Origin of the sequence: Kribbella sp. NPDC048915, assembly GCF_040649595.1 — a bacterium.
Lineage (GTDB): Bacteria > Actinomycetota > Actinomycetes > Propionibacteriales > Kribbellaceae > Kribbella.
This window is the reverse complement of record NZ_JBEZFT010000001.1, coordinates 197,184-210,111: the sequence shown is the minus strand read 5'-3', so window position 1 is coordinate 210,111 and position 12,928 is coordinate 197,184. Positions and strand designations below refer to the sequence as shown.

Here is a 12,928-nt window from a genome sequence, read left to right as displayed (position 1 = left end):
TCACACGACAGGTGTCGGCTGGGCCACTTTCGATGGCCCGCGCGGACCGCCGTACGCCACGCTGGGCTGATGGATCAGTTGTTCGACGCGATCGACCACGTCGGCATCGCGGTACCCGACTTCGACGAGGCCGTCCGGTACTACGCCGACGTGTTCGGCATGACCGTGGCGCACGAGGAGATCAATGAGGAGCAGGGCGTCCGGGAAGCAATGCTCTCGGTCGGCGACTCGGGTTCCTCGATCCAGTTGCTGGCGCCGTTGTCGGACGCCTCGCCGATCGCCAAGTTCCTCGACCAGCGCGGGCCGGGCATCCAGCAGCTCGCCTACCGCGTCCATGACCTCGACGCGGTCTCCGCCGTCCTCCGCGACCGCGGCGCCCGGCTGCTCTACGACGAGCCGAAGCGCGGCACCGCGGGCTCGCGGGTCAACTTCGTCCACCCCAAGTCCGCCGGCGGCGTCCTGGTCGAACTCGTGGAGCCACCGGCTTCCCACCCGGCGTGACGGCACGCGAAAAGTGGGGTGGGCGACCGGGTCGGGCCGCTACTCTGTTCGGGTGCTGAGGGACAGCGCCACGGACTCCCTGCACGGTGCGCCGGCCGGGTTCGAGCACAAGGCCTTCGTCCACACCTCGGACGAGGACTTCGTGCACCGCGCGGTCGCCTACGTGCGAGCGGGTCTGGAGGCGGGGGAAACCATCGTGGCCGCGCTGCCACCGGAGCGGATCGCGGTACTGCGGGACGCGTTGGGCCCGGTGCGTGACGACGTCCGGTTCCACGACATGACTGTTGCCGGGGGCAACCCGGCGCGGCTGATCCCGTTCTGGCGCGCAGCCCTCGAGGAGAGTCCCGGTCCGGTCCGCGGCCTCGGCGAACCGGCGTACCCGGGCTGGAGCGCAGCGGCGCTCGACGAGGTCCAACTGCACGAGGAACTGCTCGACATCGCCTTCGCGCGGGACAAGACGTTCCGGTTGTGGTGCGCGTACGAGGCGTCCGTCGGTATCGACCCGACGGTGACGCACTTCGGGGCGGAAGCGCTTGCGGACAAGACGTTCCGGACCGCGCTGGACGACGTACCGGACCGGGCCGAGCGGTGGGAATTCGGGCCGGAGGAGCTCGGACAGATCCGGCAATGGCTGGCCGGACACGCCGCGGCCCATGGGGTGTCGCGGGACCGGCTCGAAGACCTGTCGCTGGCGTTGCACGAGGTCTGCACGAACAGCATCCGGTTCGGCGGCGGCCGCGGACGGCTCGCGGTCTGGATCGCCGACGGCACGCTGATCTGTGATGTCCGGGACCGCGGTCGCATCGACGACCTGCTCGTCGGGCGGGTGCTGCCGCCGCTGGACGGGCTCGGCGGACGGGGCGTCTGGCTCGCGAACCAGCTGTGCGATCTGGTGCAGCTGCGGTCGGGTGACGACTTCACCCAGGTGCGGTTGCACACCCGTTTGAGGTAGCCGACCGGACCTCGGATCGGGATAAGACCACTGACAACGGTGGACTGGAAAAGTGACGGTCGTCTCAACCGTCGCCGACTGTGTCACAGGGCACAGCTACCCGTGCATACTCGACGGTAAGTTCCGCTCACACAGACCGCCGCTGCAGGAGGTACTTTCGTGAAGCAGATCCTCGATGCGATCCTCGCCGGCGAGAGTGCCGCCGTCGGTGAACTCGACGTACCGGACCACTACCGGGGCATCACCGTGCACGCCGACGAGGCGACCATGTTCGAGGGTCTGGACACGAAGGAGAAGGACCCGCGCAAGAGCCTGCACCTCGACGACGTCCCGACTCCGGAGCTCGGTCCGGGTGAGGCACTGGTCGCGGTGATGGCCAGCGCGATCAACTACAACACCGTGTGGACGTCGATCTTCGAGCCGGTGTCGACGTTCACGTTCCTGAAGCGGTACGGGAAGTTGTCGCCGCTGACCGCCCGCCACGATCTGCCGTACCACGTGGTCGGCTCCGACCTCGCGGGCGTCGTACTGCGCACCGGCCCCGGCGTGAACGCGTGGAAGCCGGGCGACGAGGTGGTCGCGCACTGCCTGTCGGTCGAGTTGGAGTCGCCGGACGGGCACAACGACACGATGCTCGACTCCGAGCAACGGATCTGGGGCTTCGAGACGAACTTCGGCGGTCTGGCCGAGCTCGCGCTGGTGAAGTCGAACCAGCTGATGCCGAAGCCGGCCCACCTCACCTGGGAGGAGGCCGCGTCGCCCGGGCTGGTGAACAGTACGGCGTACCGCCAGCTGGTGTCGGCCAACGGGGCCAACATGAAACAGGGCGACGTGGTGCTGATCTGGGGCGCGTCCGGCGGTCTCGGGTCGTACGCGACCCAGTTCGCGCTGAACGGCGGCGCGATCCCGGTCTGCGTGGTGTCGTCACCGGAGAAAGCGGAGATCTGCCGGGCGATGGGCGCCTCGCTGATCATCGATCGATCGGCCGAGGGGTACCGGTTCTGGAAGGACGAGCACACCCAGGACCCGAAGGAGTGGAAGCGGTTCGGCGCCCGGATCCGGGAGCTGACCGGCGGCGACGACCCCGACATCGTGTTCGAGCACCCGGGGCGGGAGACGTTCGGCGCCTCGGTGTACGTCGCCCGGCGCGGCGGGACGATCGTGACCTGCGCGTCGACGTCGGGCTTCCTGCACGAGTACGACAACCGGTACCTGTGGATGAACCTGAAACGGATCATCGGCTCGCACTTCGCCAACTACCGCGAGGCCTGGGAGGCGAACCGGCTGATCGCGCGCGGCATGGTGCACCCGACGGTCAGCAAGGTCTACCCGCTCGAGGACACCCCGCAGGCTGCCTACGACGTGCACCGCAACCTGCACCAGGGCAAGGTCGGTGTCCTGACCCTGGCGCCGGCGGAGGGCCTTGGCGTCCGCGACCCGGAGCTGCGCGAGCGGCACCTCGCCGCCATCAACCGCTTCCGCAACCGCTGAGCGGACCTGCACCACTCACCAACCTCGCGTTCCGGTGCCCGCTCACGCGGCGCGAGGCGGCACGGGAGGCGGGCCGGCTGGGTTGGTGAGTGGTGCAGGTCCGCTCTCACCCGGCCCAGGCAGTTCCAGACGGGGCTACCGGCCGTTCGTTTGGGCGTTTGAACAGGGTTCTGACAGGCTTATCGTGGGGGATTCACAGTAAGCCGCCAGAAGGGACACCCGGGGACAATGCCTGACGAGTCGAGCTTGCCGTTCTTCGACCGCACTGCGACCGCTGCCGGAGGCTTCCCGGTCAGCCGCCGAGGGTACGACAAGCAGGCCGTGGACGACTACGTCCGCGCGCTGGAGATGCAACTCGTCGAGGCCCGCAACCGCGCCGATTCGCTCCAGCAGAGCGTCGCGCCGTTGCAGCAGCAACTCGAGGAGACCCGCCGCCAGCTCGACGCCGCGGCGAACCCGTCGTACGCCGGGCTCGGCGACCGCGCCGCCCAGATCCTCCGGCTCGCCCAGGACCAGGCGTCCGAGGCGCTCGAAGAGGCCAAGCGCGAGGCCGAGGAACTGCGCGCGAACGCGGCCAAGGAGGCGGCCGCCGCGCGGGCGACCGGCGACCGTGAGGCCGAGGACATCCGCACCGTCGCGCTCAACGAGGCCGACAGCATGCGCCGGACCGCCGAGGGCGACGCGGCCGAGATCCGCCGGACCGCGGAGACCGAGGCGGCCGAGGTGCTGCAGGCGGCGCAGCGCAAGGCCGAGCAGCTGATCCTGACGGCCGAGTCCCAGGCCAGCACGCTGAAGAACGGCGCGCTGCACGAGGCGGAGAAGATCCGGACGGCAATCCAGCGGGAGTCGGCCGCGCTGCGCGCCCGGCTCGCCGACGAGCGCGAGCAGCAGGCGAAGGAGCTCGCGGACAAGCACGCGCAGATCGCCGCCGACACCGAGAACCTGACCACTCAGATGAAGGAGGCCGCCGAGGCGTCCGAGCGCCGGGTGGCCGAGGCGACCGAGCAGGCCCGCAAGATCCGCGCCGAGGCCGAGGAGTCGGCCGAGCGGACCCTGTCCCGCGCCCGCCGCGAGGCCGAGCAGCTGCTCACCACCGCCCGGACCCGCGCCGAGGCTGAGCTGGCGAACGCCGCCGACGAGGCCGAGCGCGCCCGGACCGTCGTCGCCCGCGAGACCGAGCGGCTCGCCAAGCGCCGCGACGGCATCCTGACCCAGATCGCCGGCCTGAACGAGATCGCCAGCAACATTGCGCGGCAGGCGGCCGAGCTCGACAACGAGACCGCCACGCCGACGCCGTACGTCAGCCCTTTCGCCCGCCCGGCTGACGCCGGGCGCCCCGCGAACAACCCGTTCACCGCGGAACCGCAGAGCCCGTTCGCTCCGCAGTCCACGGCGGACGCGGCGGATGCTTCGGTGGAAGCTCCGGTGGACACTTCGGCGGATGCGGTCGCTCGGGATGCGAATGCGTCGGCGATCGCGGACAACCCGTTCGCGGGTGCTACTCCGGTTCCGGCCGGTGGTAGCGAGTCGGCGTACGACGAGGAGGACGAGGAAGTTCCGTTCACCGGCGCCAGCCCGTTCGTCGGTGCGGGCGCCGGGGATGCGCGGGTCGACGAGACCCGGATCGACACCGACCTGCGCGTCGCGCCGGAGGACACCGACGGCCTCGCCGACAAGACCAGCCGGACGGCCGGCGGTCCTGCCTTCTCCTCCCCCGCCACTTCGGACACCACGTCGGACACCACGTCGGACACCACGTCGGACACCGCATCGGACGCCCGAGCCGCGGACGACGAGGAGCCGGCGGAGGCGACCAAGGTCGACGAGTTCCGGCTGAATGACCTCGCGACCGAGGACACTCGGGTGCAGGCGCGGCCGTCCGCCCCGGCGAAGACCTCCGGGGGTACGTCCTCCCGGGGTACGTCGACCGCGGCTGACAAGACCGATGCGGCCGCCTCGGGCGCACGATCCCCGAAGGACAAGATGTGACGCCTTCCGGCGACGACACCTCCACAGCGAACGACGAGGACCTCGAGCAGGCCACCCGCCGAGCGAACACCGCAGCCGACCGGGCTGCCGAGTCCGCACGCACCGCGGAGGCCGCCGCCGACCAGGCCGAAACCTCAGCCGACAACGCCGAAGCCTCCGCGGACCAGGCCGACACGAACGCCGCCGAAGCCGACGCCGCTGCCGACCAGGCTGACGGCTCCGCCGAGGAAGCTGAAAGCTCGGCCGACCAGGCCGAGGCAGCCGCGGACGAGGCTGGTGCGGTCGCGGACGAGGCTGGTGCGGGCGCGGATCAGTGGGCGAGGCGGGGAGGGCGGGGCAAGGACGCGGACACCAACTTCGCCGACGAGTTGCTGATCGAGGAACGGCACCCGTCGGTCGGCATGGGGACGCCGGGTCCGCCGCTGCGCCGGGGCAACCCGTTCACGTTCGGCTTCTTCGCGGCGCTCGGCGTACTGGTCGCCTGGGGTCTGTGGAACGCGCTCGGTCAGGCCCGCTCGGTCCTCATCCTGCTGCTGGTGTCGATGTTCATCGCCGTCGGCCTGAACCCGCTGGTCGAGTGGTTCATGCGCCGCGGGTTGCGGCGTGGGCTGGCCGTCGGGCTGGTGTTCCTGCTGATGCTGGTCGCGGTCGCCGGGGTCGGGTTCGCGATCGTCCCGGTCGTCACCGAACAGATCAACAACCTGATCAAGAACGCACCCGACTGGTTCCAGCTGCTGAAGAAGTCCGAGACGTTCGACGAACTCGACAACCGGTACGACTTCGTCAAGAAGGCAACCGACTACGTCCAGGACCCGGCGCTCGCGCAACGCGCGTTCGGCGGCATCCTCGGCGTCGGCAAGGTGGTCGCGAACGCGCTGTTCAACACGTTCACGATCCTGATCCTCACGCTGTACTTCCTCGCCTCGCTGCCGTCGGTGAAGCGCGCGGCGTACAGCCTGGTCCCGAGCTCTCGCCGTACCCGCGTCGCGATCCTCGGCGACGAGGTGCTCAGCCGGGTCGGCGGCTACGTCAGCGGACAGTTCCTGGTGGCGCTGTGCGCGGGCGTGTGCATGTTCGTCTTCCTGCAGATCGTGGGCCTGCACGAGTACTCGGTGGCGCTGGCGATCGTGGTGATGTTCACCGCGTTCATCCCCATGGTCGGTGGTCTGATCGGCGTCGTCGTGGTGTCCCTGATCGGCTTCACCGCCGGCCTCTGGATCGGCATCGCCTGCCTGATCTACGGCGTCATCTACCAGCAGGTCGAGAACTACGTCGTCGCGCCGCGGATCATGCGCCGCGCCGTCGACATCCCCGGCGCCGTCACGGTCATCGCCGCCCTCCTCGGCGGCGCGCTGCTCGGCGTCGTCGGCGCCCTCCTCGCCATCCCCTCCGCCGCCGCCATCCTCCTCATCATCCGAGAAGTCTGGGTCCGCAAAGCCGACGCCTCGTAACCCTCACAAGCTCGAGCGCGTTGCGCCACATCATCCAGGCGCTGTCTTCCTGGTTCACGCCATCGGATCAAATGTTCGTACGGCGGTCTCGCCGTGCGAACATTTCGCGATACCTGACTGGTGTCAGGCCAATTGCGCCGTGACCTGAGAGCACGGCTCGTAGGTCAAGGGCGGCCGCCGGTGACGTCGAGGACGAAGTGCTGGGCGGGGGTCAGGCGGTTGTAGGTGTCGACGCGGAGGTAGGTCTGTTGGTCGAGTTGCTGGGGTAGGTGGCGGCGGGCGAAGTAGGAGTGCAGGGCCCGGCGGGGTTCGTCGGTCTCGTTCCTGGTGCCGCCGTGCCAGAGGTGGCTGTTGAAGATGACGACGGTGCCGGCGCGGCCGGTGAGTTGGGTCTGCTCGGGGTGTGGGGCGGCAGGGTCGGGCATCTCGTCGGCCGGCATGGTGCCGCGGCGGTGCGAGCCGGGGACGACGCGGGTGGCGCCGTTCTCGGGGGTGAAGTCGTCGAGCAGCCAGATCGAGTTGCAGACCTGGTACTCCCCCGGCGCGACCGGACGGTCGAAGTCGGCGTGCAGGCCTTGATGTCCCTCACCCGGGAGGGCCGCGCGGCTGTTCAGTGACGACAGCTTGAACTCCCCGAGCACGTGCCGCATCGCCGCCAGCACGCGCGGATGGCTGAAGCAGACCTCGAACAGCGGGTCCTTGTTCACCAGGTCCGCGAGCCGATCGGTGCCCTTCTCCTGATGGACCTCGAGGCCGGCCCGATCACCTTCGGCAGCGGTCAGTTCGGCGAGGCGTTTGTTGATCGCGGCCACTTCTTCGGTCGACAGGATCCCCTCCAGCGGCAGGAATCCGTCGCGGTCGAGTCGGTCCTTCTCGTCCGGCGTGAGTACGTCGTCGGTCACGCCGAGGTCGCGCAGCGCGGTTGCCATGTCCATAGCTGCTCCTTCACAAGATGCACGAATCGATGACAGCATCGAACGCACCCACCCGCGAAACAATGCAGAAGGCGACAAGGCTTGTGCACAGATCGCCACGACTCCTCGGCGCCGGCGTCCACACCGCCGCGCCCGGCAAGGACTACCCGTCGCACGCCCACACGTCGTGGGAGCTCGTGTACTACGTTCGCGGGCGCATCACCTGCCCGATCGGCGATGCGACGTACGACGCCACGCCCGGGACCGTACTGCTGACGCCGCCGAACACCTGGCACGCCGAGCTGAGCCGGACCGGGTACGCGAACCGCTTCCTTCAGGTCGCCGCCCCGCCGAAGCAGCCATGGCCGCGGTTGGTGTACGACGACCCGGATCAGACGCTGCGCCGGGTGTTCGACGCACTGGTGCGCGAGACCGAGAGCGAGGAGCTGCGCGCGATCCTGCTCGCCGAGCTGGACCTTCGGCTGCGTCGGGCCGCCGCGACCACTCCGGCGAGTCCGGCGGAGCAACTCGTCGCGCAGGCGGAGCAACTCTTCGAGGAACGCTTCGCCACCGGCCTCCGCATCACCCGGGTCGCCGCGGATCTCGGCATCTCGCCGTCAGGACTGCGAGCGGCGTTCACCCAGGTCCGCAACACCAGTCCGCAAGCGGCGCTGCAGGCGGTCCGCCTCCGTCATGCCCTCGCTCACATCCGCAACTCGACCCTCACCCTGCAGTCCATCGCCGAACTCACCGGGTACCACTCGGTCAGCCACCTCACTCGCCACGTCAAGGCCGCCACCGGTTCGCCGCCCGGCGCGCTGCGTACGCCGGGAGTCCGTTCCTGAGGCACCCCAACGCCGCGGCTGCACCGAGTCGTGGCGAATGGCTCCCCGAGGGTTCCGTCGAGTCGTGGATTGTGGTCGCGCCAGACGACCACTTTCCACGACTCGACGACGCCGGCCGCGGGGTCGGGGCCGGGGTCGGGCTAGGGGGTGAAGGCTTTGGCGACGGTGGTGAGTTCGATGGCGTGGTCCTTGATCGCCTGGTGGATGTCGGGGTCGGTGACGACCGCCTGGTCGGAGAGGCGGTACTCCTCGGCCCAGCGGTAGGTGTCGGAGCCAGGCCGGTGCAGCGCACCCAGCTCGGGGTCGGCCGCGGCGCAATGGGTGACGAGGAGGTGGACGCCGGGCGCGAGCTTGTCCAAGTACTCGAGGACCCACGGCTTCTTGTCCGCCGCATCCCGGTCACTCAGGATCTCGATCGACGCGAAGCGTGCGGCGAACGACCCGTAGATGAACGGCTTCCCGAGCGCCGTCGACACCTCGTCGTACGCCGACGGCACCGACGAACCCATGTGGTAGTCGAGATACTCGACCGACAGCCCCTCGGCGGCGAAGCGCGCGGCCTGCGCCGACAACTCCCGTACGGCGTCCGCAGGCGAAACACCGGCCGCCGCCTCGGCCACCGTACGGCGGAACGTGCCGTCCGCCCCCACCAACGACGTACCGTCCGTCAACGGCCGCCACCGCAGGAAATCCCACTCGCAGGTCAGCGTCTGGTGCACGCCGACCGGGATCGAGTACTCCCGCGCCAGCGCCGCCGCCTCGGTGAACCACGGGCACGCCGCCATCGTCGACACCTGCGTCACGATGCCCGACCGGAACGCCTCCACGGTCCCGGTGTTCACCGCATGACACATCCCGAAGTCGTCCGACTGCACGACCAACTGCACTCCAGCCACCACACCCAGCTCCGATCAGACGAGACGACTACGGCCCAGCGAGCTTACTGACCTCCGGCGTCTGACTGGCATGGAAAGCACAAGCCCGTGGGTACGACGCCAAGCAGCCGCGCATCGTCATCAGCGCGGTGTAGTAGTCGATGTACCGGAAGCCGTACGTCTCGCCGCGCGCGAACGCCTGGTGCCGGATCGCGGAGACCCAGCGGTGGAACGCCTCGTCCGGGATCGGGACGTACAGGGACGGCGTGAAGCCCTCCATGTCCTCCCAGTTCTCGGCGTGCAGGAACGAGCGCACGCCGTGCCGCGGCAGCGCGGCGAGCTTCGCGGCCAGTTCCGGGTACGCCGTCACGGCCGGGAAGTCGTCGTCGGGGTCGATCGGCAGACCGGCCAGGAACCGGGCCCGCTCGGACAGGGCGGCGGCGTGCTCGTGATCGCTGTGGATGGAGTGTTTCCAGTGCGTGATGATCGTGTCGGGCTGCTTGTCCCGGATCAGCTGGGCGAGCTTCAGCGCGACGTCGTCGGTGTTCGGCAGGAAGCCGTCGCTGTGGTCGAAGACCACGAAGTCGGCGCCGATCGCCTCGGCGAACGACTCCCCCTCGGCGATCTTCTGCTTCTTGTAGTCGGCCGCCGTCATCCGCGGGTGGCCGCGCTCCCCCGGCGTCAGCGCGACGATCGTCGCCGACGCGCCCTCGAGGACGAGCTTGGCCAGCGTCGGTCCGGCGGTCAGGTCCATGTCGCCGATGTGCGCCCCGATGGCGAGCACTGACTTGGTCACAACTTCTCCTTCAACTCGAGGCAGGTCATCACTTCAGGCCGCTGAGTACGACGCCGCGCACGTAGTACTTCTGCAGCAGCAGGAACACCACCAGCACGGGCAGCGTGCTGATCACCAGCCCGGCCATCACGATCGGCATCGTGCGATCCGGATCGAGGAAGCTCTGCAGCAACTGGATGCCGACCGGAAGCGTCTGCAGCGACGGGTCGGACGACGAGATCAGCAGCGTCCAGATGTACTCGTTCCAGGTGCCGATGAACGTGATCAGCCCGAGGGTGATCGCGACCGGCTTGGTCTGCGGCAACACGATCAGCCGCCAGATCTGCCACTGGTTGGCGCCGTCGATCTTGGCCGCCTCGAGCATCTCGTCGGGCAGCGACACCATGAACTGGCGCATCAGAAAGATCCCGAACCCGGACACCGTGAACGGCAGGATCAGCGCGAGCAGGCTGGTCGTCAGCCCGCCGTCGCCGCCGCGGCCGAGGATGTCGTTGCCGCCGGCCAGCGGCCAGTTGAGCATGATCAGAAAGGTCGGGATCAGCAGCAGGAACGGCGGCAGCATCATCGTGGCGAGGATGAACCGGAAGATCACCGCCCGACCGCGGAACCGCAGCTTCGCCAGCGCGTACCCGGCCAACGCCGACGTGACGAGCACGGACGCGGTCACGCTGACCGTGACGATCACGCTGTTGCGGAACAGCCGCGGCAGCTCCAGCTGCGAGAACGCCTCCCGGTAGTTGTCGAGGTTGAACGACTCGGGCAGGAACTTGTACGGGATCACGCCGTACTCGCCCGCGCCCTTGAACGAGCTCATCACCATGTCCAGGAACGGCATCACCATCGCCACGGCGCCGAGGACCACGACCAGGTACGCGAACCACGGGAAGCGTCGTTTCACGAGGTCTCCTCTCCGCGCCGCCGCGCGATCCACAGCTGCAGCAGCGTGATCGCCAGGATGATCACGAACAGCACCATCGCCATCGCGCTCGCCGTCCCCCAGGCGCCGTACTTGAAGGCCTGCTGGTACATCTCGAAGGCCGCGACGTTGGTCGCGTTCACCGGGCCGCCGTCGCCGGTCATCACGATGATCAGCGCGAACGACTGCAGACCGCCGATGAACTGCGTGATCAGCACGAACAGCAGTGCCGGCCGCAGCAGCGGCAGCGTGATTGACCAGAACATGTGCCACGAGTTCGCGCCGTCCACCGCGGCCGCCTCGTAGTACGTGTCCGGGATCGCCTTCAGTCCGGCGGTCAGGATCAACACGGCGCCGCCGATCGAGGCCCACGCCTGAACGACGGTGACCGACGGCAGCGCGTACGACGCGTCGGACAAGAAGCCGATGCTGTTCACGCCGAGCTTGTTCAGCACGCCGTTGATCAACCCGGCCGGCTGGTACATCATCTTCCAGACGTTGCCGATGGCCACGACCGTGGCGACCACGGGCAGGAAGTACAGGATCCGCCAGAAGCCCTGGAATGCGAGCCGGTCGATGCAATAGGCAACAAGCACGGACCCGAACGTGGCCAGGAAGACCGCGCCGAAGGCGAACAGCAGCGTGTTCACCAGAATCGGTTTCACGAACGTGCCGTCGAAGTTCAGTACGTCGGTGAAGTTCGCCGTACCGGCCCACTGCAGCGTGCCGAGATCGAAGCCGCCCCAGTCGGAGAACGCGAGCACGATCGAGAAGATGAACGGCAGGATCAGGAACACGCAGAAGAACAGCAGCGCCGGTGCGAGGAACAGGTAGGCCGCCCGTCCCTCGCGGTGCAGCTTGCCGGTGTCCCGGGCCGGCGCCACCACGGCGCCGACCCGGCCGACCGCGGTGGTCATTGCGGCTTGACCGCCTTCGCCGCCTGCGCCAGTGCGTCGTCGGAGTTCTTGCCATCAGCAAGTACGCCCATGATCGCGTTGTGCAGAGCGGTCTTCGCCTCGTACGCACCCGGCTGGTTCGGCTCCGGCATCGCGTACGTCGCCGCCTCGTAGATCGGCGCCAGGTTCGGGTCGGACAGCGACTTCTGGTACTCGGCCAGGTCGGCGGTGCGCGGCGGGATCAGGCCCTGACCGGCCATCCACTGGCCGACCTCCGTGACCTTGCCGTCGGCGGTCTTGTGCTCGTTCATCCAGCTGAGGAACTTCCAGGCCTCGTCCGGGTGCTTGCTGCGCTCGTTCACGCCCATGAAGAACCCGTAGGCGAGCGAGCCCTTGCTGCCCGGCGTCGGCCCGGGAATGGCGGCCACACCGACCTCGGAGGCGTACTTGTCCTTCATCTGGGTCTTCAGGCTGCCGATCCACCAGCCGGCTTGGATCGCCATCGCGACACCGCCGCTGCGGAACTGCTTGATCGGCGAGATCGACGGGTTCGTCGCCTTCGCCGCGGCCAAGTCGGACTCGAACTTCAGCGCCGCCTTGCCCTGCTCCTGGTCGAACTGCGCGGTGCCGTCCTCGCCCAGGAACTTTCCGTCGGCAGAGTCCAGCAGCGACAGGAACGGATGCACGGACTTGTTGTCGCCGTCCTGGATCAGGCTCAGGCCCTCGACCTGGATGTTGCCCTTGGCATCACGCTTCACCGTCTTCTTGGCCGCGTCCGCGAGCTCGGCCCAACTCGTCGGCGGCTTGGTGATGCCCGCGGCGGCGAGGATCTTCTTGTTGTAGAACAGCACGTACGTGTTCAGCTCGGTCGGGTAGCCGAGCAGGGAGTCACCGGTGGTGACCGCGCCGAGCGCGGCCGGGCTGTACTCCGCCTTGATCTTGGCCGCGACATCGTCGGGCACCTTCGCGACCACGTTGGCCTTCATCAGCTGGCCGCCCCACAGGCCGTACGCGCTGACGATGTCGGCACCGCGGCCGCCGGTCTGGCGGACCGTCATCGTGGTCAGCAGGTCGTCGAATTTGACCACCTGCGCCTTGACCTGGATCTTCGGATTCTCCTTGTTCCACTGCTGGATCATCTTGTCCAAGCCCTCTTTCGACGGCCCGTCGCTGTAGTGGCTCAGCAGCGTCAGTTCGACCTTGTCGTCGCTGCCGCCCGAACCGCTGCCGCCGCCACAGGCCGCGGCCGTCGCGAGCATGCCGAGTGCGACCGCGAGCCGCACTCCCCTCGAGATCCTCATG

The 12,928-nt window shown here is 68.6% G+C and carries 12 protein-coding genes; 6 read left to right on the top strand and 6 right to left on the bottom strand.

The window, feature by feature from the left end; all coding sequences use genetic code 11:
- Positions 1-69 precede the first annotated feature (69 nt).
- From mce to AB0B82_RS00890, 5 genes are all read left to right on the top strand, one after another.
- On the top strand, positions 70-501 hold the full coding sequence (mce, locus tag AB0B82_RS00910; protein WP_360161016.1) for a methylmalonyl-CoA epimerase: 432 nt from the start codon (positions 70-72) through the stop codon (positions 499-501).
- A 52-nt stretch (positions 502-553) separates the two neighbouring features.
- Positions 554-1,453 (top strand): sensor histidine kinase, encoded by a 900-nt coding sequence (locus tag AB0B82_RS00905; protein WP_360161014.1) that lies wholly within the window; start codon positions 554-556, stop codon positions 1,451-1,453.
- 159 nt (positions 1,454-1,612) lie between these two features.
- Entirely contained in the window at positions 1,613-2,944 is a 1,332-nt protein-coding gene (gene ccrA, locus AB0B82_RS00900) for a crotonyl-CoA carboxylase/reductase (protein ID WP_360161012.1), read from the top strand.
- Between the two features lie 228 nt (positions 2,945-3,172).
- Positions 3,173-4,933 carry a transposase gene (locus AB0B82_RS00895; RefSeq protein WP_360161010.1) on the top strand — a complete coding sequence of 587 codons (1,761 nt, stop codon included), beginning with the start codon at positions 3,173-3,175 and terminating at the stop codon, positions 4,931-4,933.
- Positions 4,930-6,384 (top strand): AI-2E family transporter, encoded by a 1,455-nt coding sequence (locus AB0B82_RS00890; protein ID WP_360161008.1) that lies wholly within the window; start codon positions 4,930-4,932, stop codon positions 6,382-6,384. The genes AB0B82_RS00895 and AB0B82_RS00890 overlap by 4 nt, the downstream gene beginning before the upstream one ends.
- Positions 6,385-6,548: 164 nt before the next feature.
- Here the strand turns inward: AB0B82_RS00890 and AB0B82_RS00885 are convergent, their stop codons facing one another.
- On the bottom strand, positions 6,549-7,319 hold the full coding sequence (locus AB0B82_RS00885; RefSeq protein WP_360161006.1) for a phytanoyl-CoA dioxygenase family protein: 771 nt from the start codon (positions 7,317-7,319) through the stop codon (positions 6,549-6,551).
- Between the two features lie 29 nt (positions 7,320-7,348).
- Here AB0B82_RS00885 and AB0B82_RS00880 point away from each other — a divergent pair, with 29 nt between their 5' ends.
- Entirely contained in the window at positions 7,349-8,143 is a 795-nt protein-coding gene (locus AB0B82_RS00880; RefSeq protein ID WP_360161004.1) for an AraC family transcriptional regulator, read from the top strand.
- A 140-nt stretch (positions 8,144-8,283) separates the two neighbouring features.
- Here the strand turns inward: AB0B82_RS00880 and AB0B82_RS00875 are convergent, their stop codons facing one another.
- From AB0B82_RS00875 to AB0B82_RS00855, 5 genes are read right to left on the bottom strand one after another with little or no spacing between them, the layout of a single operon-like run.
- A complete protein-coding gene (locus AB0B82_RS00875) occupies positions 8,284-9,030 on the bottom strand; it encodes a ChbG/HpnK family deacetylase (protein WP_360161002.1) in 747 nt (248 codons plus the stop codon).
- A 37-nt stretch (positions 9,031-9,067) separates the two neighbouring features.
- On the bottom strand, positions 9,068-9,814 hold the full coding sequence (locus tag AB0B82_RS00870) for a PIG-L family deacetylase (protein ID WP_360161000.1): 747 nt from the start codon (positions 9,812-9,814) through the stop codon (positions 9,068-9,070).
- Positions 9,815-9,842: 28 nt separating this feature from the next.
- The gene (locus tag AB0B82_RS00865; RefSeq protein ID WP_360160998.1) at positions 9,843-10,712 is read right to left on the bottom strand and encodes a carbohydrate ABC transporter permease; all 870 of its coding nucleotides are present in this window, start codon (positions 10,710-10,712) and stop codon (positions 9,843-9,845) included.
- Entirely contained in the window at positions 10,709-11,647 is a 939-nt protein-coding gene (locus AB0B82_RS00860) for a sugar ABC transporter permease (protein WP_360160996.1), read from the bottom strand. Before AB0B82_RS00860 ends, AB0B82_RS00865 begins: the two co-directional genes overlap by 4 nt.
- Entirely contained in the window at positions 11,644-12,927 is a 1,284-nt protein-coding gene (locus tag AB0B82_RS00855) for an extracellular solute-binding protein (protein ID WP_360160994.1), read from the bottom strand. The genes AB0B82_RS00860 and AB0B82_RS00855 overlap by 4 nt, the downstream gene beginning before the upstream one ends.
- Position 12,928 lies beyond the last annotated feature (1 nt).

Coding starts and splice junctions, on each gene's coding strand:
- mce (WP_360161016.1), top strand. CDS start 70: ATGGATCAGTTGTTCGACGCGATCGACCACGTCGGCATCGCGGTACCC.
- AB0B82_RS00895 (WP_360161010.1), top strand. CDS start 3,173: ATGCCTGACGAGTCGAGCTTGCCGTTCTTCGACCGCACTGCGACCGCT.
- AB0B82_RS00885 (WP_360161006.1), bottom strand. CDS start 7,319: ATGGACATGGCAACCGCGCTGCGCGACCTCGGCGTGACCGACGACGTA.
- AB0B82_RS00880 (WP_360161004.1), top strand. CDS start 7,349: ATGACAGCATCGAACGCACCCACCCGCGAAACAATGCAGAAGGCGACA.
- AB0B82_RS00860 (WP_360160996.1), bottom strand. CDS start 11,647: ATGACCACCGCGGTCGGCCGGGTCGGCGCCGTGGTGGCGCCGGCCCGG.
- AB0B82_RS00855 (WP_360160994.1), bottom strand. CDS start 12,927: ATGAGGATCTCGAGGGGAGTGCGGCTCGCGGTCGCACTCGGCATGCTC.